The following is a 23,647-nucleotide window of genomic DNA, read 5'->3' on the forward strand; positions in this document are numbered from 1 at the left end:
TTCAGCTCTTCTCCTTCCTGTTCTTCTTCTCTATCAGAGTTTTGTCCACATCGTCCTCATAGACACGCATCTGCACCTCCATAGGAGTAGGGTCCTGTGTGATCTTTCCGTGCCCGAAATGGTTGAAGAAGAATACCACCCCAAGGCCGATCCCCAACGAATAAGTAAACTCCAAAATGGTGTGTCCGGTGGAAATATTGCCTGTGAGCTGTTTATAGATCTGAAAAAACAGCCCGGAAGTATCCACATCCATATTAAATGTCATAATGGAAAAAGCGCCGCCGAAAAATGTCAGAAAGCACACCAGAACCGTCTTCATCCAGCTCCAGAATACGTGTTTATGTCTCTGTGTCTCATAGGTGATGACAAAATTTGCCTCGCCGATATGGGTCACGTCCACAGTCTGCTCCTTATCCTGGATCGCATCCACCAGTTCCAGGGCTGATACCACATAACGCCCCGGCTTTCCGTCCGGTACGGTAAACACCTTTCTCACCCGGTTCCTGTTCAGCACACTTGTGCTGCTGGAGGACAGCTTCGCCACATCCTGCAGATATACTTCCGGCTGATGTACCTCCACATTTTTCTCTGTCTGCACATATAAAACATCACTCATGTATATATCTCCTTTGAACATAGACAGCCGGACGTAATCCTCCTGACTGCAATCACTATTACAGGGATAGTATGACATTTTCCTGTGCAAACTATTCTTAAAACAGCACACTTGCTGTGCCTTTCCTCAAAGCTTTTCCCGCAGGCAGTTCAGTATTTTTTTCTCAAGCCTGGACACTTGGACCTGAGATATGCCCAGCTCCCCGGCGATCTGGGTCTGGGTCTTCTCCTGGAAGAAACGCATATAGATCAGTTTTCTCTCCTCCGGATTCAAGGTACCCAGCATCTGCTCCAGCATCATGCGGTTTAAAAGATGCTCCTGGTCATTTCTCTGTTCCTCTATTTTGTCTTCAAGGGAGATATCCGTGCCGTCGCCCTGATATATGGTCTTCTGCAGGGACTCGATCTGTGCCCCCGACTCCATTGCCATTACCAGCTCCTCTCTGGTCACCGCAATACGCTCTGCGATCTCATCCATCTCCGGCTCTCTCCCGTTCTCTATCATCAGTTCCTCTCTGGCTGTGTAGGCCCGGCAGCATATCTCCTTTAAGGAACGGCTGACTTTCATCATACCGTCATCCCGCAAAAAACGTTTGATCTCCCCTGTGATCATGGGAACTGCATAGGTGGAAAATTTCACATCATAAGAAGTGTCAAATTTGTCGATGGCCTTCAAAAGACCAATGCTCCCTATCTGAAACAGATCCTCTGCCTCCACCCCACGGTTTAAAAAACGCCTTACAATACTGTGTACCAGACCAATATTTTTCTCTACCAACGTATCTCTTGCTTCCTTATCTCCCTGGTGCGCACGCCCGATAAGGGCAAGGATATCCTCCATACAGCCTCCTTCTACTCAAATACCTGACTTCCGGTTCCGATTTTTTTCTTCATCCGGACGACAGTACCCTTTCCCGGCTCAGATTCCACTTCCAGCATATCCATAAATGCCTCCATGAAGGCAAAGCCCATGCCCGAGCGGTCCTGCTCCGGTTTTGTAGTGAACATGGGTTCCATGGCCTTCTCCACATTCTCAATCCCACGGCCGTGGTCAGTTACCGCCACGGTAAGCTCTTTGCCGCAGATAGTGCAGTCAATCCTGATCTTATCCGTCTCCTTCTCGTAAGCATGTACAATACAGTTTGTGATCGCCTCAGAGACAGCAGTCTTAATATCTGCCACCTCCTCAAGTGTGGGATTTAACTGGGTGGCAAACGCTGCCACCGTGATCCGTGCCAGCCCTTCGTTGCAGGAACGGCTGTCCATCTCCAATGTCATTTCATTGGTATTCTCCATATCTACCTTCCCCCTTACCTTCTTTTCTGGTGCCAGACAGCTTCCTGGCTGATTTCAATATATTTGTAGATCCCTGACAGGCGCATAATGCGGTTTACCCTGTCGTTTACATGAATTGCCGACACCCTGCCCCCGCTGTAATGCAGCAGGCGGTATCTTCCCATAAGCATACCGATTCCGGAACTGTCCATAAAGGTGGTGCCGGAAAAGTCAAAGACAAGCTGGCGGACATTACCTTTTTTCAGCTCTTTGTCCACCTCATCGGTGATCTGGCTGGCAAAATGATGGTCCAGCTCCTGTGGTACATAAACCATCAGGCAGTTGCCTCTCTTTTTTAACACATCTTCCATACTCATTTCCCCTTACTCTTCCAATGCATCCCATCCGGATACTGCCGCCCGCAGAAATCCCATATTTTTCTGCAGACAACAAAAGGATGTGCATCCATTCATGCACACCCTTTCCTTCAAGGTTTCTCTTAGGTTATTCTTCCCCGGTGTCTTCCCAGCTGCCCTGTCCGTCACCTTCATCACCGCTGTTGTCATCACCATTATTGTCATCCTGGTTTTCGTCACCGGTTCCGGGATCCATACTGTCTTCCCCGCCGCCGTCTTCCTGGCCTTCATCGGGCTGATCCCCTGTATCTTCCTGAGGCTGTCCCTCATCAGCAGGTGCCTGGGAACCATCTCCGCCCCCGTCCTGCCCTGCTGAGGCTCCCGCAGGCGTTCCTCCGATGGCTGTCATGTAGTCCTTAGCGTCGCTGGCATAGCTGGTGCCCGGGAATGCGTCTATGATCTTCTGATACCATACTATGGCATTTTCATTGTCTCCGCTCTTCTGATAAGACTGGGCCAGATAGAACATGGAGTCATAATCCGGGTCTCCAATCTCCTGGGCTTTCAGCAGATTTTCAATGGCTGTCGCATAATCCTGGTTTTCGTAAGCCGTGATACCCGCGCTCTTATATGCGGCCTTCACCGTTTCGCCGATCTCACTCATAATCTTGTCATACATGGACTTGGCATCCACGGACAGCAGGGACGCGTCCACACTCTCCAGAGCGTTGGCCGCATTCTGATAATTCCCGCCGTTGTAAGCCTGCCAGGCCTTGATCAGATTATCGTAGCTCTCCGACTTGGTATTAGCCTGGGCGATCTGCTCGTTGGCTGTGTTCACAGACTGAGACGAGGCATCTATCTCCTGCTGCATCCTGTCTATCTCCGCAGCCTGGGTCGCCACCTTGTCACTGTACTCCACGATCTTCTTGTTGGCCTCATTATTGATCTTCTGGGTCTTGGCCGGAACAATGAGGAACCAGAGGGCTGACGCCCCCACAAGCAGCCCGATGATCAGGTTGATCAGCGTGTTGGTCACGGTCCTCTCCCTGTATTCCGGGGGCTGTATGATGGTATCATTGCCTGAGTTGTATATGACACGCCCGTCCTTTTCCTGGCGGTTCTTTTCCTTTGCCTTGAATCTTGGCTCCAGGCTGGTCATTCTTCCTGTCTGGTCATCCACCTCCCGCAGAAAACGCAGGGTGGTGGTATTGGTCTTGTCTATCTTGGCAGCGATCTTCAGCTGTTTCCTGGCCTTCTCATAGGCACCTTCTTTTATATATATCAAAGAAAGCAGATGATAGCCTTTAATCAGCTTGGGATTGCTGGTAAGCACCTTCTTGAGCTGCATCTTAGCCATATCCAGATTGCCCGTCCGGCAGTATGCAAGACACTGGTTATATTTTTTGATGCTGGTGTTGATGGTATCCAGCCGGTTGGCATTGCTCTGCAGCTTGTTGATATAATCTGACGCCACATTGCCGTCCGGCATAATATTTTTGCTGATGACCCATTCACTTAAAGCGGCCACTACCTCTCCGGTCTCAAAATACACCAGCCCCAGCAGGTTTCTGGCCTGGATATTACATTTGTTCATCTTAAGGCTTCGTTTCAGGCAGGTAATTGCCCCGGACAAGTCACGGATCTGTGCCTTCTCCAGCCCCTGATTATAATAGAGATTGGACAGTGCCACTGCCTTTTTCTGGGCGGTCACATTACACCCGCACTTTGGGCAGTAAGGTGAAGTGTTGAGCTGTGCTTGGCATATCATACAATTCATCTGTCTTCTCCCTAATTCTTAGCCGTTCCATTGGTTTCTTTCAGCATTTCCTTCAAAATATCGATCACATCCGTCAAATCCTGTTTGTAGATATTGCCTTCCGCATCATCCACATCCAGGCACGGCTGAAATTTCTTCAGTTCTTCCTCGTAATTAATCATTCATTCTCCTCCTAACGTAATCCTTTATCTCCCCGGCAAGATACAAAGACCCCACAACAAACAGCAGACCGTCCCCCTTCAGGGCGTATGCCTTCTCAAATGCCTCTCCCGAATCCGGCACTGCCAGTACATTGCTGCATCCGTTTGCTTTAAAAAGCTTTGCAAGCTCCACGGATGACTGCTTTCTGCTGCCCCATATCTCCGTTGTCACCACATTGGCAAAAGTCAGGCCGCTGCACACCCTGCGGATCATATCCGCATAGTCCTTGTCCGAAACCGTTGTAAACAGAAGGCTTATAGAATACTCTTTTTGAAAATGCCGGACGGTCTCCACGAACTGGGCAACCCCGTCCTCATTATGGGCACCATCCACGATCACGCCCGGAAGTATAGTCTCCATTCTGCCCTGCCATCTGGTATGCTTAAGACCTGTTTCCAGAGTTTCCTTCTCTATCCTGTGGATATCCTTCAGGACACCCATTGTCTCCACTGCCAGTGAGGCATTCATCATCTGGTATTTTGCAATAAACGGGACAAACAGTTCCGTAGTCCCGTAAACACCGGAATCAAAGGTAAATCCGATTCCATTTGGCGTATAGGACAAAAGCTTCTGGCTTCCTGCTTTCACCTCATAACAGGGGCACCCCAGCTCCTCTGCGCGCCTGCGGATCACAGCGGCTGCTGTCTCATTGTTCGCATCAAAGATAACCGGCACGCCTTTCTTTATAATGCCTGCCTTCTCGCCGGCTATTTTGTCAATGGTATCTCCCAGATATTCCACATGGTCCAGACTGATCGAAGTGATGACACAGGCCAATGGATTCAAAATGGAGTTGGTAGCATCAAGTCTTCCCCCAAGGCCGGTCTCAAGTACAACCATATCAACATCCTCATCATCAAAGATCAGCATTCCCATGAGAAACAGGAACTCAAAATACGTGGGGTGATAATCCCCCTGTTCCACCAGCCGGTCGGACAGCTCCTTCACCTTCAAAAAAGTTTCCAGAAATTTTTCATCTGAGACCATCTGCTCATTGATCTGGAATCTCTCATTGATCTTCATCAGATGCGGGGATGTAAAAAGTCCGCATTTATAACCGCCTTCCTCCAGCATGGTGGACAGAAAAGCGCAGACGCTTCCCTTTCCGTTGGTTCCTGCCACATGGATCATCTTTCTATTCTTATCGGGACTGCCCAGCATGTCCAGGCATTTCCTGGTGTGTTCCAATTTATTTTTCTTTGTAAATTTAGGAATTTCTTCAATGTATGCTGCTGCTTCTTCATAAGTAAACAAAAGCTTTTCCTTCTTTCCGTCTTTGGTAAGCCTTATGATAACTATATAGGAAAGTCACCACTTCCCTTTATAAGGATAAGGTCACTTATCATTATAATGGAGTGGTGACAATATGCAAGCAAATTATGTCGGTTCTTTTAAAAGTTTTTAATTCTGTACCGGGTTTTCCGGATTTGGCACCTCAATGTGCCCTTCACCGGACTCGGTTTTGTTCTGCTCCTCAATAGGATTCTGGGCTTCCCCGTCCCCATTGCCCGCCGCATTGGGGTCGATGACATCTGCATTTTCCTTGGGATCCTCACCCTCCAGAGGCGGAACCTCCGGGGTCAGAGGTTCCACAGGCACCTTGTAGATAATGGTATCTGTTCTGGTGAGCACCTTGCGGGTGGAGCTGTTGCTCCGGATCGCCACGTCCACCTCATCCCCGTCTTTTAGTTCCACATCATTGAGCAGTAGGGTTGTCGGGCTGATATATGTGGCATCCAGAAGTTCTCCGTTCACTTCCACATACGCGGACTGCGTGAAGTTCTCCCCGGTTATATAATACCTGCCGTCAGAAATCTTCTCGATTTTTTCAAGCACGGCATCTTTTACACCAAGACGCATCTCTGTCCGCTCAAAAGGATTCTCCCCATCGTAGACATACTGTTTTCCATACAGGATATCATACTGGAGCGTCTCCAGATCCACCTGATAATTTTTCGTCTGGCGTCTGGCCTGATGGAAACGGAAGATATTTCCCTCGTGGATCCCCACACGGTCCATAACCTCTGCTGCCATCTGGTAGGCTGCCACATTGGCATCCTTTTTCTCAAGGCCCATATTGTCCCAGATCACATACTCTGTCTGGAACAGATAACGGTTCTTTACATCCTTCACCTTCAGACCCATGGTAGGAAGATGGTCGCCGTACATGACAAGCACTACATCCTCGTCATATTGGGAGAGGGTTTCCGTAAGTTCTTTGACAAACTGGTCCATCTCATATATCTGGTTGCAGTAATACTCCCATTTATTATTCACAGCCTCCGACTCTCCGCCGGTCACGGTGATCTTGGGGTCATCGATCATGGGTTCCTCCGGATAATCCCCGTGTCCCTGCACAGATATGGTGTAAATATAATCCGGGTCATCTGAAGATTTCAACGCTTCCATAATATATTTTGTCAGGTTCCTGTCCCGCATCCAGTCATTGGGATTGGTGTCATCCTGCTCTGCCATATATTCCTCTGAGGTAAAAGTGTCAAATCCCAGATTGGCGAAGACATTCTTCCTGCCGTAGAAGTTTGCCTCATTGTTGTGTATGGCGTGGGTGCTGTATCCGAGATTTTTCAGCACATATGGCGCACTCTCGCAGGTTGTCTCCTTCAAAATACTCTTGTAAGGATACTCACCCGGCCCAAAATAGCGCAGGCTCATACCGGTAATGGACTCAAACTCCGTGTTGGCTGTTCCCGCACCCACACTGGGTACTTTGTAGTAGCCGGAGGAATATTCCTTCATCAGTTTCCTGAAAGTGGGAATGGGGTCCTCGGAGATATCCAGGAAATTCACAAGTGTGGGGTCAAAGAAAGATTCCAGCTGCAGGAAAATGATGTTGGGGCGTTTCTCCCCTGTCTCAGCCAGACCGCTCTCACTTTTCTCTATCTTATTGATGGAAGCCTCCGAATAATCCCTTGGGCAGCTGATACCTGTGTTGAAAATAGTGGTAGCCAGACAATAGGGATACCCATAATCTTCATAAGCAAATGCGATATTTCCGAAATAGTTGGACAGCACTCTCTTTTCCAGTGCCAGCTTGGTGGTTCCCGCAAAGGCCAGCACCCCTGCAAGCACAAGGGGAATATTCAGCTTGTAAGTCATTTTCCCCTGATATTTCGGTCCCTTCAAAAACAGAAATACCAGGCCAATGAGAGCCGCCACTGCCAGAATGATCACGATCACAAAAAAGACCGGTGATAAATATTTGTTGGCGATCTTAAATGCATCCGTGAGGAGATGCAGGTCCGGCCCGGTAAACGGTGTGACACGATTCGCCAGCAGCACACCGTTGATGATACCCAGGACCAGCCAGAAGATTGCCAGGAGAGTCCTCAAAAAAACCCTCCGGCGCACCAGATACACTATCAGCGTGGTAGTAAAGATCAGAAAGGAATTGTACAGAAACACCAGGGGCCTCTCCGTCATATAGGTATATGCCTCACCCACGGAATGCCTGGAGATTGCTTCTATAACAAAGTACCCCATCATGACCACTACCATCTGAATCGGCAGAGAAAGCAGATTCAGATATTTTAACCACTTCTCATTCATATATTTAACTCTCCTATAGCCTGCGCAGTTACCTGCCAAGCTGTGCAAGTCTTTCCTTTACCTGTTCCATCATATTTGTATATTTCTCAAGTTTGGCCTTCTCCTCAGCCACCTTGCTCTCAGGCGCTTTGCTCAGGAACCTTTCGTTTTTAAGCATTCCGTTTACACGGGCAAGCTCCTTGTTCAAACGCTCCGCTTCTTTGTTCAGGCGCTCAATCTCCTTCTCTATATCCACCAATTCCGCAAATGGCATATAGATCACAGCCTTTGAAGTCACTGCGGAGACCGCGTCGTCCGCAATCCCTGCTTTGTCAGCCTGGATCGTCACTTCACTGGCATATCCCAGAGTTGCGAAGAATACCTTTCCGTTCTCAAATACCTGACGGATGTCTTCCTCCTCTGAAACCACGAATACTTTGGCCTTTTTGCTTGGGGGTACATTCATATCTGTACGCACATTACGGATGCTTCTTACAGCCTCCTTGATGATCTCCACTGCACGCTCATCCTCTTTGAAACTCCACTCCTGTTTTTCCACCGGCCAGGAGGCGATCATGATGGATTCCTCCTCCGGATGCAGGGTGCAGAAGATTTCCTCTGTGATAAACGGCATATAAGGATGAAGGAGCTTCAGCGCATTGCCCAATACGGTTTTCAGCGTCCAGAGTGCTGCTGCCTTGGTGTTGTCCTCATCATTGTAAAGCCTTGGTTTTACCATCTCGATATACCAGTCACAGAACTCTTCCCAGATGAAATCATATACTTTCTGAACTGCAATGCCCAGCTCGTATTTGTCCAGATTCTCTGTGACTTCTGCTGCCAGAGTATTCACTTTGGAGAGGATCCACTTATCTGCACTTGTCAGGGTGCTTATATCAATCTCTGCCGGAACCTCGGCTTTTTCCAGGTTCATCATAATGAAACGGGATGCATTCCATACTTTGTTGGCAAAGTTGCGGCTTGCCTCCACTCTCTCCCAGTAGAAACGCATATCATTGCCGGGCGCGTTTCCTGTCATGAGGGTAAGACGCAGTGCATCCGCACCGTATTTGTCGATGACCTCCAGAGGGTCAATTCCATTTCCCAGGGATTTGCTCATCTTACGGCCCTGGGAATCACGCACCAGACCGTGGATCAGCACATGGTGGAAGGGTGTCCTGCCCGTCTGCTCCAATCCTGAGAATACCATACGGATTACCCAGAAGAAAATAATGTCATAACCTGTTACCAGCACATCTGTGGGATAGAAATATTCCATCTCCTCTGTTTTCTTCGGCCATCCCAATGTGGAGAAAGGCCAGAGTGCGGAGGAAAACCAGGTATCCAGGGTGTCCTCATCCTGGGTCAGATGCTCACAGCCGCATTTCGGGCAAACCTTTGGCATCTCCCTGGCAACCGCTACCTCCCCGCATTTGTCGCAGTAATAGGCGGGGATCCTATGGCCCCACCAGAGCTGACGGGAAATACACCAGTCACGGATATTCTCCAGCCAGTGCATATAGATCTTATCAAAACGGTCCGGAACAAACTGCAGGCTTTTGTCTTCCAAAGTCTGGATGGCAGCCTCCCCCATCTCTTTCATCCTTACAAACCACTGGGGTTTGATCATTGGCTCAACAGTGGTGTGGCAGCGGTCATGAGTGCCGACACTGTGGGCATGTGGCACTACTTTCACCAGAAGTCCCTGTTCCTCCAGGTCTTTGACCATTGCTTTTCTGGCCTCATAGCGGTCCATACCCGCATATTTGCCGCCCAGCTCATTGATGGTGGCATCATCGTTCATGATGGTGATCTCCGGCAGGCTGTGGCGTTTTCCCACTTCAAAGTCATTGGGGTCGTGAGCCGGTGTGATCTTTACGCATCCGGTACCGAATTCTTTATCCACATATTCGTCTGCCACAACCGGGATCTCCCTGTCCGTCAGCGGCAGCTTCAGCATTTTTCCAATCAGGTCCTTGTATCTGTCATCCTCGGGATTGACTGCAACAGCCGTATCTCCCAGAAGGGTCTCGGGGCGCGTGGTTGCGATCTCTACAAAACGGCCTTCCTCTCCCACGATAGGGTAATTGATATGCCAGAAAAATCCGTCCTGGTCCTCATGTTCTACCTCTGCATCTGAGATGGATGTCTGGCATACCGGACACCAGTTGATAATGCGGGAACCTTTATAGATATAGCCTTTTTCGTATAATTTAATGAAAACTTCCTGCACGGCCTCGGAACATCCCTCATCCATGGTAAAACGTTCTCTGTCCCAGTCAGCAGATGCGCCCAGTTTCTTTAACTGGTTGATGATCTTTCCGCCGTATTCCTCTTTCCATTCCCAGGCGTGTTTCAGAAATTCTTCTCTGCCGATCTCATTTTTATCAATGCCCTGTGATTTCAGCTTTTCAATAACCTTGACTTCCGTTGCTATGGCTGCATGGTCCGTGCCCGGCTGCCACAGTGCTTCGTACCCCTGCATTCTCTTGAAACGGATCAGGATATCCTGCATAGTCTCATCCAGCGCATGTCCCATATGAAGCTGGCCTGTTACATTGGGCGGGGGCATCACAATGGTAAATGGTTTTTTGTCTCTGTTCACTTCGGCATGGAAATATTTGTTGTCCAGCCATTTCTGGTAAATTCTGTCCTCCAGCCCCTTGGGGTCATAAGTCTTGGCAAGTTCCTTGCTCATAATCTCCTCCTTAAAATGAAATGGAATCCCGCGTGCGTTCCTCTTCCTTTTGCATACATTGCACATCCTGCCCGGAAGACCTTTTGTGTTACAATACAAAACGCCCTCTACAGACTTAGCTGTAAAGGGCGAAATATTCCGCGGTACCACCTTTTTTTCTCACTCATGTCCGTTAACGCAGACTACGCGTGAAGGCCTACTCCTGATTCATCCTTTACAAACCACACCATTCAGCCCTCCGGTTCAAAAGCTACCTTCCATCCATTCCCCTGAAACGACCTTACAGCCGGTGGATCGTTCTCTCTGTCAGGATCCAGGATGTACTCCTCTTTCTCATCACCTTTTCATACGTCCCATCATAATCACATTATCCTGGTTTGTCAAGTGAATAAATTGTGAAAAAACAAAAATAAGCCCGTTTCTGCGGACTTATCACTCACTTTGCAAGGGATGTTACCCCTCTGATCCTCGCCCCGTTCCGTAACCATTCAGCAGTATCCTTTTGGCTATGGGATGTTTGTCCGGCTGCTGAATATCTTCTGAAATTCAACATATTGATTGCACAGACCTACCGGGTTGTTACGGGTTCCTTCTATATAAAAGGGTGCGGATACACGAGGCATAAGGATCAGAGGAATCCCTGCCGTTTAATCTGCTGCATAATTCTATAAATTCAGGTTTCGGCCTTTCGGCATTCCATAATAAGAATCTCTTATAGAGATTCAGGTTCTAAACTTTGCACGGAAGTTCTCACCCTACTGCTCTCAAGCAGGTTTCCTGGCTTATGGTTCATCGCTCAGCCGCCTTCTCACACTTTCATGCAATGGCTCTTTGGCATCGCTCCCCATTTACAGTGACCGCATCGCTCAGGACTTGCACCTGATTCCCTTTTCACCAGCACTGTGCGGCCAGTGCGGATGCACTTGATCGTTTTATGGAATTATACACGTTTATGTTACCATTCTCCTCAGGTTCAGTCAAGCCCTTTTATTGGTTTACGGATGCAGTCCCCGCCTTCTGGCTCTCACGTTTTCTTCTTGTCATGATACCGCCGATGCGCCCTGTCTCCTTGGCTGAAAGGCTTTTCCATCCGGATTCCAGAACCTGGTCTAGCAGTCCCAGTTCCTCTGCTATTTCATATTTCAGCATTTCCTCGCGGGGCACCTTATTTAAGTCAATCTTCTCATTATTTTTCTTACTCATGAAAAGTCACACTCCTTCATAGATAATTAAAGTCTCTTTCAAGTATGACCTGTTCTTTTCATTTTAAACATATACAAAAAATATTCTGCTGTACTCCAATTCCAGTTGTTCCCTGTTTCTTTCCTTTGCCAATCGTGTTATTATTCACTTTGTAACAACTACATAACATTTTCGTAACAAATAAGGAGGTCTTTATGAAACACAAAATATTACCGGGATTTCTGGCACTGGCTGTCGTGAGCGCCATGGGAATGGCTCCCGCTCGTGTACAGGCTGCTTCCCTGGAGGATGTAAAACAGAATCTGCAGGGCAAAGGTATTATTGTAGCCGGAAACATTTCCAATCTGGATGAATTAAAACAGAAGCTGGAGAGTATGGGCATTGACTGCTCCATCCCCGGCTGGCTGGAATCCCTCTGCCCGGAACTCCCAGGCATGGGACAGCCCGGAAACCCGGACACACCGGACGACAACCAGCCGGAAAATCCAGACACACCGGATGACAACCAGCCGGAAAACCCGGACACACCGGATGACAACCAGCCGGAAAACCCGGATACTCCGGACGACAACCAGCCGGAAAATCCGGACACCCCGGACGACAACCAGCCGGAAAATCCGGACACTCCGGACGACAACCAGCCGGAAAACCCGGACACACCGGATGACAACCAGCCGGAGAACCCGGATACCCCGGACGACAATCAGCCGGAAAATCCGGATACTCCGGACGGCAGTCTCCCGGAAAATCCGGACATCCCGGACAACAACCAGCCGGGAAATCCCAGTGTTCCGGACAATGACACAGAGAACGCTGATTTTGTCCAGCAGGTAGTAAACCTTGTAAATCAGGAACGCGCCAAAGCCGGCCTCTCACCGGTGACAGCCGACACATCCATCCAGGCTGCCGCCCAGGTGAGGGCAAAAGAGATTGAGAAATCCTTCTCCCACACACGTCCTGACGGAAGTTCCTTCAGCACTGCGCTGACCCAGCAGGGTGTCACCTACCGCGGTTCCGGAGAAAACATTGCGTGGGGCCAGAAAACCCCGGAGCAGGTTATGAACGGCTGGATGAACAGTGAAGGCCACAGAGCCAACATTCTCAATAAAAACTTTACCAAAATCGGTGTAGGCTACCACCAGAACGCCTCCGGCACCAATTATTGGACCCAGCTATTCACTTACTAAACACACACACATTCATAAGCACACATCACACCAAAGACCGCGGCCCAGTGTCCCCCACTGCAGCCGCGGTCTTCCCTATTTCAGTATAATAATTGCGGCAATAATACACGATTATTGCCGCTCAACACCCTTCCCTATTTAGGTATGATAATTGCGGCAATAATATACGCCACAATTCCAGTCCATACCATCCCAAAGCAGGAAAGTATCACCCATGCAAGCCTCACCAGTGTTGGGTCGATATTGAAGTATTCCGCAATCCCTCCACACACACCTGCCAGCATATAATTTGTAGATGACCTATACAATCTCTTATCAGACATTATGATTCTCCTTTCATCTGAAACAATTTTTTTGATTTACAATTCCTGTTACTGATTCGCAGTATCAATCCCCGCTGTAACTGTTCAATCTCCATTCTCAAATAATATATCCACAGTGCCCATTCCGCATTCTATCTCCATATATTTTGGTGCATTGCTGTCACCTGTCCTCAATGAGCTGACACCGCTGTGGGACTCACTTCCCACATTTACAGCGCCTAATCCGCAGTCTATATCCGTGCCGTAATCCTGACGTTTTCCGCCCAGCGTTGCGGTTACGGTTCCCATTCCGCAGTTCACATACCCGGTAGTAAATTCTATAAAATGAATATCCATGGTGCCCATGCCAACGCCCAGTTCCGCCTCATTTGCCCTGATGCTTCCACTGGTCTCCACAGTGCCTGCGCCCACATACATGGTCAGATTCTCTGCCTCCAGGTCCTGCACTTCCAGTATTCCGGCCCCAATCTGAAATTCTGCGTCAACAAACTTCTTATTCTTCGGAATCTCTATCTGAATAGGGTATTTTTCAATCGAGCGTTTTCTGTAGGACCTTTCTATGGAGAGCTGACCGTCATCCTCATCAAACTCTACCTTATCTTTATTGGAATAAACCTTGACACGAATTTTATCGCTGGCTGAGGAACGCACTACAGATACATATGTGTATTTTGTATCCACATCCAGATCCAGGACTTGGTCTGCGTCAAATTCATATTCCTTAGCCGCTTTCCCGTTCAGTGTATCCTTGATGTCATCTACAGACTCTGAAAACTTATAATCATTGTCATAACGTACCCAGTTTTTAAAAGGCTCCCAGTCCACACTGTTTTCCACAGCCGCAGACACACCGCCCCAGGTAGCGCCCATGATGATCCCGGCTAAAAACAGTGCACCGCCTACAATCACCAGGACCAATGCTGTGATCAAACAAAATTTTGTAAATTTCTTCATGAACGGTCACCTCCCCTCATTCCTCTATGCATAATTCTCTGAATCAGATCAACAACCCAGCGGAACACCGCAGGCACCACTTTTGCTAAAAATAAAATAAATACCATGACCAGCAGGATACCGACAGCGGACATGATGATTCCCGCTCCGGAAATAGCCAGTGCTGCCGCCGGATTTCCCAGCATATGGATCAGTGCGTAAACCACCATGGCAATACCGCCGCCCAGCAGAGCTACCCCGCTGAACATAACTGCTGCGATAATACCGACCACACCTGCCAGCAGGCCAAAAGGTATACCGAGGATACCAAGGCCGATCCCGCCCACTACCGGAACAGCGAACAATACGAATACAATAATGATGCCCCACATGATTCCGCTTCTGTTCCTATGGGATTTCCCTGTACCGTAACCGCTTCTGCTGTAAGGGCCGTCATATCCCTTACCACCGCCGCTTCCGTACTGTCCTGTACCGTCCTGGCTGCTGCTCCCTTCCGTGCTTGACTGGCCGCTGAATCCATTCCGGCTGCCATAACTTCTCCTGCCTTCATATGCACTGCCGTCCCGCTGTGTCTGTTCCCCGCTGCCGGTACTTTTCTCTTTCTTATCCGCACCTGCCCGCTCCGGCATATCCCTGTCATCAAATATCCCGTCGCTGTATCCGGTCTCTGTGTATTCCCCGTACTCTTTGCGGCTTTCACCCAGGTCTGCCTTGATGATGGCAGCCACCTTGCCCGGACTCCCCAATTCCTGTATAACAGAGGATTCATTTTCCTCCCCTGCATCGTCAAAGTAATTGTTGTAGAACTCCAGTGCCTCCTCTCTCTCCTGCACCGGAATATCCCAAAGCAGCCGTTCCAGCTGCGCTAAAAATTCCTTTCGTTTCATTTTGGTATCCCTCCCTCGAACAATCTGGAAATCTTTGTGGAATAGTTTTTCCACTCTGTCTTATAAAGATTCAGCTGTGCCATACCTCTCTCTGTCAGCTTATAATATCTTCGGTTCCTGCCCCCGTACTCCTGATCGTAGGTCTCCAGGCATTCATCCTTCTGAAGCCTTCTGAGTACCGGATACAGTGTGGATTCGGATACCTCCAAAACCTGCCGGACATCCTGGGTGATCTTATACCCATATGTGCCGTCTGCCTCCTTGGAGACGACCGCCAGTACAATCGCGTCCAGCAGCGCGGCGCCTGTATTAAAAACCATATTCTCACTTCCTTTTCTCCGTATGTGCCGCCTGTACTGCCGCGGCTGCCTCCCGGCATGAAATATAGAACTCCGGGATACTTAGGATTTGTATAATATTATATTTTTTACAATACTATTTTATATTTAATACTATACGCTATATAATATAGTTTTGTCAATAGTATTATATAAAAAACATGTTTTTCTTTTCAAATGTCGGAAAAAGACGTATAATGTAGAAAAGAGCACAATGGTAACTGCGGGTCACTATCCGCAGATTCCCGTCCGGGAAGGCCTTCTCCAAAAGATGCTGCGCGAAGCGTGTTACTGTACAAAAAATACACATTAAGCATACTGTAAAGGTACCGGGCCGTTACCATTCTAAAACACGGAGGTAAGAATGAAAAATAAAATAGCAAAGATGATCGGCGTAGTCTGCGTCCTGATCCTGGTCATTTTCGGCGTATTTCTGGGAAGATACTGGGAGGGACGCAAATATCAAAAGGCAGATATCTCTGTCTCCGCGATTACTGCCCGTTTAACTCAAGCCAGTGACCTGGCTACCGCCCGCCTGGAATACAGAGGATTGATCCGTTACGAGGCCGGTGAGATCCGTTTTATCACTCAAAAAGGCTTTACCATGATCTACGATGCCCATATCAAGGCAGGCATTGATCTTTCCAAAGCCCAGGTGGACGTATCCGGCGAAACCATCACCGTGACCCTTCCCGAGGCTGTGATCCAGGATATCAATATTGACCCGGACAGCCTGGAGTTTTACGATGAAAAAATAGCACTGTTCAATCCCCAGAACAAAGAGGATACCGTAACTGCCCTGCAGGCTGCCAAGGAAGATGCGGAAAAAAATGCCGCTGACAGCGATCTGCTGACAACGGCAAATGAACAGGCCCAGCGCCTGATCCAGGAACTGCTGGCCCCTGTGACCCAGGACAGTGATAAAAAATACACCATTGTATTTAGTGAACCGGCTGCAAGCTAAAAAAAGTGTAACTATTCAGTAGGTCAGCGCAGTATATGCGCAGACCGTGAGAAAGTGTTCCGCGGCCAAGCAAAAATATAACAGTATATACATATCGGCAGAATAAAAGAAATGGGCCGGGAGAATATTACGATTTCTCCCGACCCGTTTCTTTTATTCCTTAACCGCAGCCGTATCCTGTCCGGACAAAAACTGGCTGTTATACAATTTGGCATAAAATCCGTTTTTCTCAAGCAGTGTCTTATGATCTCCCTGCTCCACAATGTTTCCGTTATCCATTACAAGGATCACATCCGCCTCCCGTATGGTGGACAGGCGGTGAGCCACGATAAAACTGGTCCTGCCCTGCATCATTTTTGCAAATGCCTCCTGAATATGCATCTCAGTCCTGGTATCAATGGAGGATGTGGCCTCATCCAAGATCAGCATAGGCGGAAGGCAGAGCATAACCCTGGTGATACACAGAAGCTGCTTCTGTCCCTGGGACAGGCCGCCGCCATCCTCTGTGATCACCGTATCATATCCCTTTGGCAGACGCTTGATAAAACTGTGTGCATGGGAAGCCCTGGCCGCCGCCTTGATTTCCTCCTCCGAGGCATCCGGTTTTCCCATGATAATGTTGTCCCGGATCGTACCTGTTCTGAGCCAGGTATCCTGGAGCACCATTCCGTAGGAACCCCGCAGGCTTTTTCTGGTAACACTGCGGATATCCCGGCTGCTGACCCGGATACTGCCCCTGTCCACATCGTAAAAACGCATGAGCAGGTTTATGATCGTGGTTTTCCCGCAGCCTGTGGGGCCTACGATGGCCACTCTCTGCCCGGGCTGCACATGCAGATTGAAATCCTGCACCAGTTTTGTCTCCGGTGAATAGGAGAAGTATACATGCTCCAGATCCACTTTTCCGTCTGTGTGTTCCAGAGTCTTTACATCCTCCGGCTCCGGTATCTGAGGCGTTTCCTCTATGAGCGCGAAGATACGGGACGCACAGGCCAGTGCATTCTGAAGTTCTGTCACCACACCTGATATCTCATTAAAGGGCTTGGTGTACTGGTTGGCATAACTCAGGAAACAGGAGAGCTGCCCCACTGTTATCCCGCCGCTTATGACAGACAGCGCCCCCACCAAACCAACCCCTGCATATACAAGACTGTTGACAAAACGGGTACAGGGATTTGTCAGGGAAGAGAAGAAGATTGCTTTTAGCGAACAGTCTGCCAGATGCTTGTTGATCTGGTCAAAATGCTCCAGGGCTTCCTCCTCATAATTGAATGCCTGGACCACTTTCTGGCCTCCGATCATTTCCTCCACAAGGGCGGTCTGCTCCCCGCGGGCCTCTGACTGCTGTCTGAACATGGTAAATGTCCTCTTGGCAATAAAGTTTGCCACAAAGAGGGAGAGCGGTGTGATCAGCACCACCACCAGCGTGATCCCCACATCTCTGGTGAGCATAAAGAGCAGGGTCCCCAGGATGGTGATCACCCCTGTAAAAAGCTGGGTGAATCCCATCAGCAGCCCGTCTGAGAACTGGTCCACATCTGCGATCACGCGGCTTACCACCTCGCCGTAGGAATGGTCATCCATGTATTTCAGCGGAAGTATCTGTATTTTCCGAAATGCCTGGTTCCGCACATCCTGAACCGTGTGGTAGGCGATCTTATTGTTGCTCACATTCATGATCCACTGGGCCAGGGCTGTAAACAGGATGACAATGCCGATCTTCTGCAGTGTATGCAGCACATAGACAAAATCAACCTTTCCCTTATCTATAATATGATCAATGGCCTCACCTGTCAGGATGGGCACATACAGAGTCAGGACCACCGTCACTGCCGCCGCCCCAATAGACAGGATCAAAAACGGCCAATAATGCCTAACATATTTGAGTACCTTTCGGAGTGTTTCCTTCTGTGCTGATCTTTTCCTGTCCATCTTATGCCTCCTCCTCTCTGTGCTCAAACTGTGATCCATAAATTTCCCTGTACACGCTGCAGGTCTTCAGAAGTTCCCCATGGCTGCCCGCACCTGCCAGATGACCGTCCTCCATCACCAGGATCAAATCTGAATACATGACAGAGGATGCTCTCTGGGATACAATAAATACCGTCATCTTATCCTTCAGGTTCCCTATAGCCCGGCGCAGTCTGGCATCTGTGGCAAAGTCAAGGGCTGACGCACTGTCGTCCAGGATCAGGATCTCCGGGTTTTTCACCAAAGCTCTGGCAATGGTGAGGCGCTGTTTCTGTCCTCCGGAAAGGTTTTTTCCTCCCTGCACCACCTCCGTGTCCAGGCCGTCCTCCTTCTTCTCCACAAACTCCTTTGCCTGGGATATCTCCAGTGCACGCCACAACTCCTCATCAGACGCCCCCCGGTTTCCCCAGAGAAGATTCTCCCGTATGGTCCCTTTAAACAACGATGCCTTCTGCAGTACCATCCCTACTTTTTGGCGGAGCTCATGGATGGGATAATTTCTCACATCCACTCCGTTCACCCGGACTTCTCCTGCCGTGACATCATAAAACCTGGGGATCAGATGCACCAGGGAAGATTTTCCGGAGCCGGTGCCTCCTATGATACCTATGGTCTGTCCCTTCCCGGCCTTAAAGTTAATATCCGTCAGGGATTCCTCCCCTGCATTCTTATATGTAAGCCCCACATGGCAAAATTCTACGGCTGCGCAGCTCTCTTTTGTCTCTGCCGGGGATTTTTTGCCTCCGTCCTGCATACTGGACTGTATTTCCAAAACACTCTCCACACGATTTGCACAGGCCAGGGCTTTGGTGATGGTGATGATCAGGTTTGCCAGCTTGATCAGCTCCACCAGGATCTGGGACATATAATTCACCAGGGCAATGAGCTGTCCCTGTGTGATATATCCCGTATCCACCCGAATCGCTCCTGTCCACAGAAGCACTACCAAAGCGCCGTTGATGATCACGTAGGTCATAGGATTCATAAGACCTGAGATTTTCCCCACATGTTTCTGCATGGCTGTGAGGGTATCATTACTCTCTTGAAAGCGTTCTTTCTCTTCCTCTTCCTTATTGAATGCACGGATGACTCTGACTCCGGTTAGATTTTCTCTGGTGATCCCCAGTACCCGGTCTAAAGCGGCCTGGGTCTTCTTATACAGAGGGATGGTGATCAGCATGATCCCAAAGACTACCACAGAGAGCAGAGGGATCGTCACCACAAAGATAAGCGCGGCTTTCACGTCAATGGTAAATGCCATTATCATTGCGCCGAACACAATACAGGGGGAGCGCAGAAACAGACGCAGCACCATATTGACTCCGTTCTGCACCTGATTGATATCACTTGTCATTCTGGTGATCAGTGTGGAGGTTCCCATGGTATCCATTTCCGTAAAGGAAAGTCCCTGGATATGGGAAAACAATACGTGCCGCAGTTTTGTGGAAAATCCCACCGCGGCCTTTGCCGCAAAATACTGTGCCGTCGCAGAGCAGACAAGCCCGATAATACCAAGGCTCACCATCAGCAGGCACATGATGATCACATAATGCCTGTCCCCGTTTCCGATCCCCCGGTCAATGATCCGGGCCATGACAAGAGGCACCAGCAGTTCAAAGGATGCTTCCAGAAGCTTGAACAGCGGTGCCAGGACAGACTCTTTTTTATAGTCTTTCATATAAATCAGCAGTTTTCTCATGATGTTCTCCTACCGGTTATTATTTTTTCCTATTTATCTTATCACCTCTTTCATGGAAAGACAAACTTTATCTGATATATTCCGGTACCGGCACATCTCTGAGGATCCGTACGGTAACTTTTGTCCCCCATCCCTCCCTGCTGTAAATGGATACGCCGCACTCCTCCCCATATGTACTTTTTACCATAGCCTTCACAAGCCGCACACCAAATCCGCCCTGATCCCCGGTATCGTCCTCCAAAAGACGGCGGCAGGTTTCTTCAGGCATCCCTTTTCCGTTGTCCCAGACTTCAAAGATCAGGTATTCCCCCTCCTGCCTGAGACTCACATGCAGCTGTCCCTCCTGTTCATTCATCCCGTACTTAATGGCATTTTCCACCAATGGCTGGATCAGCAGCTTGGGCATCTCACACTCTGACAGCTCATCCGGGATGCGGATCTCATACTGCAGTTTTTCATTCAACAAAAGTCTTTGGAAGGACAGGTAGGATGACAAGTATCTCATATCCTCCTGCACCGTGACAAATTCCTTTTTATGGTTCACGCAGTACCGCAGAATGTCAGCAAGGGTTGCCACCACATCAGCGATCTCATACTCATTTTTTAAGACCATCTTCCAGTAGATCATATCAAACGCATTATAGAGAAAATGAGGATTCAGTTTTGATTTGAGTGCCAGCATCTCCAGCTTGTAGTAATTGTTCCGCTGTCTCTGAACCGTATGAAGCAGTTCCTTGATGCGCACAAGCATGTAATTAAAACTGTCAATGATCATGCCGAATTCATCCTGCTTTTTCCGCTCCATGGTGAAATCCAGCTCACCGTTCTGGATCCGTTCCATGCCGTACAGAAGCTGTTTGACCGGCCTTAAAAAAGATTTGAAGATGGTAAACGCTATGATCCCCACTAAAAGCATGATACACACAAAGACAATGATCAGGATCGGGATGATCTGATTCAGCTCCTGCGTGACGGCTGTGCTTTCAAGAATGCCGCACAGGTTCCAGCCAAAGCTTCCCAGGGGATAGACCACCTGGTGGTCCTCCTGGTGGTCCTCCTGCTGCTGCTTCTGCTCTTTTAAATATTTCCCGGTCAACTCCTTGTTTTCCGTAAACAGAATGCGCCCGTCTCCGTCTGTGAGCATCATCTTTTCCTGGCGGCTTTTGTTTTTTGCGGTAAAAATGGTCTCGAAATTCTCCTGCGTAAACTGGACCACCAAAAGTCCGTATACAATATCCCCGTCATGGATGTAGCTTACAGCCTCCATAAGTCCCGGCTCTCCCTCGGGATATCTCCACAGTATATTTCCCTGGGGAAACTCCCGGTATTCTTCCAAATACGTCTTGTACAGCTCTGCAGTCTCAAAGACGGCGTTTCTGTAAAAACAGTTGACAGGCTCATAATCCTTTGTGTAGACATAGACATTCTCTGCCATACTCAGATTCCGTTCCCGCAGGGCTTCCCGCACAATGCGCACCTCTGTCATGGAAAAATTATCGGTGCCCGCCAAAAGTTTGGACAGATAATTTTTTACCCACTGGTTCTCCGAAATCCCTAAGATCAGGTCCTCCATCTGCCCGGTCTCCTGGCTGCATCTCTCAGAGACCTGGTATACGGTATTTTCAAAAAGCAGGTTGGTCTTTTCCGTCATGATCTTTACTGTACGGTAATACAAGACACTAAAAAGGACACAGATAAAAATGCCGCCTGCCAGGAAGATCAGAATGGTCTTTATCCATAAGGTTCTGGGTCTGTTCAGCTTTAGTCTACTCATAATCGTTTGGCACCTCTGTGTTGATCTTCCCGTCTATGTCATAATCCTCAAAGTAATCCCTGATCTCTTCCATGCCGATCAGACACCTGCCGTTTACTATAATCGTGGGTACCCAGAGGGACTCCTGCTCTCTCCCATAGAGGATATAGAACTTTTTCAGCATTTCCCAGCTTCCGGGCTCCCCGCTTCCTACAGGGTAAAGATCAAATTTTTCATACAGTTTATCATCCAGCTCCTCATTTCTGCCATCCAGCCATTCTTTTGCCTCCTGGCAGTCAGGACATCCCTCCATAGTAAAGAACACAATACGCGGAATCTCCCGGCTTCCCATATGGGTCTCCTTTTGTATCCCCAAAAGATAACCCAGCTTTTTCCGAAACGTTCCCTCTGCCTTGATGGAGGATAAAAGCTTTGCCTCCACTTCATCTTCCCCCAAAAGCATGGTACTGCCTACAAATACTGCCGGGTAAGTCATCTGTGCCGGTTCACTGGATGTCTGCATGGCTTTCGTCAGATCATTTCTGTAAAAGGAATAAAGTACATTATAAATTTTCAGTTCCGCCCGGTCCCTCACTCCCGCTTCCTCCAGCATGGATTCCATCTTGATCCTGTACTGCCGTTCCCCGGTACATGCGTTGCAGGGATGATCTGTCACAGAACATCCCCCGCACTGGTCATAAATATAGCATGATACAGGAACCGGTACCCTGTTTATCTTCCATACAGCACCTATCCCTCCTGCAAGAAACAGGAAAAGGACAGCTCCGAAAATCATTTTTCTCTTCAATACCGGTTCCTCCCATCTTATATGATCTCCAGGTCGTCTCTGCTCCCAAGCACGGAACCGCTGGGCGCCGGACTGTCCTGATACCAGTAGGCCACAGATGAGATATCATCCTGCAAAGGCAGATATCTTCCGCCCGAACGCCATCCCAGAGCCTGAATAGTCACTTTTAAATCCGTCTCAAAGTATATGGGATCTGTGATATGCCAGCGGTACATGCTGAACCTCTGCTGCGTCTTATAAGCCCCGTCCGTGTGTGTGATCTTTGAAAGGCCGGCATAGGGGGTACAGTATGGACGGTAAACCCCGTCCACCTCAAAGTCGTAAGCCCCGCAGAAATAATCCTCTGTCCCTGTTCCGCAGATAGTGGGATACTCCCGGTCCCCATCCATAAAGAATTTGATCTCTCCTTCTCCCCACCATCCATTGTTGTTTACACCCCAAAACATATAGGTGCCCACATACTGTCCTTTTCCCTTCACGCCGTCCAGGACCGTATAGTCTTCTTTATATGGAAGGGGATTTGTGCGGCGGTACTGGGCATGGAAATATCCGTACGCCTTCTCCAGCTCCCTGAGCTGGTAATCCACCTGGTAATATACGATCACATTCTCCTCCGCCAGATTTTCCAGTGTCATGCGGCATCCTTCGTAAAAAGGCATATCCCAATAACAGTTCAGGCCTCTGCGGGGATTCACACACACGGCAAGGGAGGTTAGCTGCTCATACTGCTGTTCATCCGCGCTTGCAAAAAAATCCCCCAGGGGAGCCTCCACAGACGGAAACTCCTGATCGTCCCAGTACATCCTGAGCACCAGGGTTCTGTTCTGCATACTGCTGGTGGTCACCCAGATATGCTTCACCATACCCTGCCCCTTTATATCCGCCAGGGTAAAGGTCTCGCCCGGCCCAATCTGTACGGAAGGTGAAACCTTCCATCCCTTGCCCAGGTCCCTTGCGCAGGAGGCACCGGTCCCCTCTACGGCCTGCCCTCCGGCCCCCTTTTCTCCTGTAAAGTTTTCAGGACTGACGGAACGTGTCCTGATATTTACCATTTCGCTTAAACTGCTCATATCTCCTATCATGGCTTCT

21 protein-coding genes, 1 riboswitch and 1 other annotated feature are annotated in these 23,647 nt (G+C 48.9%); of the genes, 2 read left to right on the forward strand and 19 right to left on the reverse strand.

All coding sequences use genetic code 11. From position 1 onward, the window contains the following. Position 1: 1 nt before the first annotated feature. The 10 genes from CI595_RS05645 to CI595_RS05685 form a co-directional block, all read right to left on the reverse strand. On the reverse strand, positions 2 to 616 hold the full coding sequence (locus CI595_RS05645) for a stage V sporulation protein AA (protein WP_095172408.1): 615 nt from the start codon (positions 614 to 616) through the stop codon (positions 2 to 4). Positions 617 to 742: 126 nt separating this feature from the next. Further along, positions 743 to 1,456, reverse strand: a complete 714-nt coding sequence (gene sigF, locus CI595_RS05650; protein WP_065543238.1) for an RNA polymerase sporulation sigma factor SigF — start codon at positions 1,454 to 1,456, stop codon at positions 743 to 745. An 11-nt stretch (positions 1,457 to 1,467) separates the two neighbouring features. Next, positions 1,468 to 1,911: an anti-sigma F factor gene (spoIIAB, locus tag CI595_RS05655; RefSeq protein WP_095172261.1), complete on the reverse strand. Its 444-nt coding sequence runs from the start codon at positions 1,909 to 1,911 to the stop codon at positions 1,468 to 1,470. A gap of 14 nt (positions 1,912 to 1,925) precedes the next feature. After that, positions 1,926 to 2,261 (reverse strand): STAS domain-containing protein, encoded by a 336-nt coding sequence (locus tag CI595_RS05660; RefSeq protein WP_104804112.1) that lies wholly within the window; start codon positions 2,259 to 2,261, stop codon positions 1,926 to 1,928. Positions 2,262 to 2,394: 133 nt separating this feature from the next. Then, positions 2,395 to 4,026: a tetratricopeptide repeat protein gene (locus tag CI595_RS05665; RefSeq protein ID WP_095172262.1), complete on the reverse strand. Its 1,632-nt coding sequence runs from the start codon at positions 4,024 to 4,026 to the stop codon at positions 2,395 to 2,397. Positions 4,027 to 4,037: 11 nt separating this feature from the next. After that, entirely contained in the window at positions 4,038 to 4,187 is a 150-nt protein-coding gene (locus CI595_RS26325) for a hypothetical protein (RefSeq protein ID WP_018597822.1), read from the reverse strand. After that, on the reverse strand, positions 4,180 to 5,481 hold the full coding sequence (locus tag CI595_RS05670) for a bifunctional folylpolyglutamate synthase/dihydrofolate synthase (protein ID WP_095172263.1): 1,302 nt from the start codon (positions 5,479 to 5,481) through the stop codon (positions 4,180 to 4,182). Before CI595_RS05670 ends, CI595_RS26325 begins: the two co-directional genes overlap by 8 nt. Before the next feature lie 147 nt (positions 5,482 to 5,628). Continuing rightward, positions 5,629 to 7,794 (reverse strand): LTA synthase family protein, encoded by a 2,166-nt coding sequence (locus CI595_RS05675; protein WP_095172264.1) that lies wholly within the window; start codon positions 7,792 to 7,794, stop codon positions 5,629 to 5,631. 28 nt (positions 7,795 to 7,822) lie between these two features. Further along, positions 7,823 to 10,471 (reverse strand): valine--tRNA ligase, encoded by a 2,649-nt coding sequence (locus CI595_RS05680; RefSeq protein WP_095172265.1) that lies wholly within the window; start codon positions 10,469 to 10,471, stop codon positions 7,823 to 7,825. 121 nt (positions 10,472 to 10,592) lie between these two features. After that, positions 10,593 to 10,817, reverse strand: a binding site (T-box leader). A 404-nt stretch (positions 10,818 to 11,221) separates the two neighbouring features. Beyond that, positions 11,222 to 11,413, reverse strand: a riboswitch (cobalamin riboswitch). A gap of 45 nt (positions 11,414 to 11,458) precedes the next feature. Beyond that, positions 11,459 to 11,674 carry an alpha/beta-type small acid-soluble spore protein gene (locus CI595_RS05685; RefSeq protein ID WP_095172266.1) on the reverse strand — a complete coding sequence of 72 codons (216 nt, stop codon included), beginning with the start codon at positions 11,672 to 11,674 and terminating at the stop codon, positions 11,459 to 11,461. 194 nt (positions 11,675 to 11,868) lie between these two features. Between CI595_RS05685 and CI595_RS05690 the strand changes: the two genes are divergently transcribed. Further along, positions 11,869 to 12,861, forward strand: coding sequence for a CAP domain-containing protein (locus CI595_RS05690; protein WP_095172267.1), 993 nt, complete (start codon positions 11,869 to 11,871; stop codon positions 12,859 to 12,861). Positions 12,862 to 12,995: 134 nt separating this feature from the next. On the opposite strand, the gene CI595_RS05695 is transcribed toward CI595_RS05690, so the two are convergent. From CI595_RS05695 to CI595_RS05710, 4 genes are all read right to left on the reverse strand, one after another. Further along, positions 12,996 to 13,184: a PspC domain-containing protein gene (locus tag CI595_RS05695; protein ID WP_065543247.1), complete on the reverse strand. Its 189-nt coding sequence runs from the start codon at positions 13,182 to 13,184 to the stop codon at positions 12,996 to 12,998. A gap of 84 nt (positions 13,185 to 13,268) precedes the next feature. Further along, entirely contained in the window at positions 13,269 to 14,138 is an 870-nt protein-coding gene (locus CI595_RS05700) for a DUF4097 family beta strand repeat-containing protein (RefSeq protein WP_095172268.1), read from the reverse strand. Next, positions 14,135 to 15,025 carry a DUF1700 domain-containing protein gene (locus CI595_RS05705; protein WP_095172269.1) on the reverse strand — a complete coding sequence of 297 codons (891 nt, stop codon included), beginning with the start codon at positions 15,023 to 15,025 and terminating at the stop codon, positions 14,135 to 14,137. Before CI595_RS05705 ends, CI595_RS05700 begins: the two co-directional genes overlap by 4 nt. Next, positions 15,022 to 15,345, reverse strand: coding sequence for a PadR family transcriptional regulator (locus CI595_RS05710; protein WP_033139211.1), 324 nt, complete (start codon positions 15,343 to 15,345; stop codon positions 15,022 to 15,024). Before CI595_RS05710 ends, CI595_RS05705 begins: the two co-directional genes overlap by 4 nt. Positions 15,346 to 15,727: 382 nt before the next feature. Between CI595_RS05710 and CI595_RS05715 the strand changes: the two genes are divergently transcribed. Beyond that, on the forward strand, positions 15,728 to 16,327 hold the full coding sequence (locus CI595_RS05715) for a DUF4230 domain-containing protein (protein ID WP_205728110.1): 600 nt from the start codon (positions 15,728 to 15,730) through the stop codon (positions 16,325 to 16,327). 153 nt (positions 16,328 to 16,480) lie between these two features. Here the strand turns inward: CI595_RS05715 and CI595_RS05720 are convergent, their stop codons facing one another. The 5 genes from CI595_RS05720 to CI595_RS05740 all read right to left on the reverse strand — a co-directional run bounded on the left by CI595_RS05720 (position 16,481) and on the right by CI595_RS05740 (position 23,640). Continuing rightward, entirely contained in the window at positions 16,481 to 18,259 is a 1,779-nt protein-coding gene (locus CI595_RS05720; protein ID WP_095172270.1) for an ABC transporter ATP-binding protein, read from the reverse strand. A gap of 1 nt (position 18,260) precedes the next feature. Next, a complete protein-coding gene (locus tag CI595_RS05725) occupies positions 18,261 to 19,997 on the reverse strand; it encodes an ABC transporter ATP-binding protein (protein WP_095172271.1) in 1,737 nt (578 codons plus the stop codon). Positions 19,998 to 20,064: 67 nt separating this feature from the next. Then, positions 20,065 to 21,771 (reverse strand): cache domain-containing sensor histidine kinase, encoded by a 1,707-nt coding sequence (locus tag CI595_RS05730; RefSeq protein WP_095172272.1) that lies wholly within the window; start codon positions 21,769 to 21,771, stop codon positions 20,065 to 20,067. After that, on the reverse strand, positions 21,764 to 22,558 hold the full coding sequence (locus tag CI595_RS05735) for a glutaredoxin family protein (RefSeq protein ID WP_095172273.1): 795 nt from the start codon (positions 22,556 to 22,558) through the stop codon (positions 21,764 to 21,766). The genes CI595_RS05730 and CI595_RS05735 overlap by 8 nt, the downstream gene beginning before the upstream one ends. Before the next feature lie 17 nt (positions 22,559 to 22,575). Then, positions 22,576 to 23,640 carry a glycoside hydrolase family 172 protein gene (locus CI595_RS05740; protein WP_095172410.1) on the reverse strand — a complete coding sequence of 355 codons (1,065 nt, stop codon included), beginning with the start codon at positions 23,638 to 23,640 and terminating at the stop codon, positions 22,576 to 22,578. Positions 23,641 to 23,647 lie beyond the last annotated feature (7 nt).

It is taken from the genome of Blautia hominis (assembly GCA_002270465.1).
GTDB classification, from domain to species: Bacteria; Bacillota; Clostridia; order Lachnospirales; family Lachnospiraceae; genus Blautia; species Blautia hominis.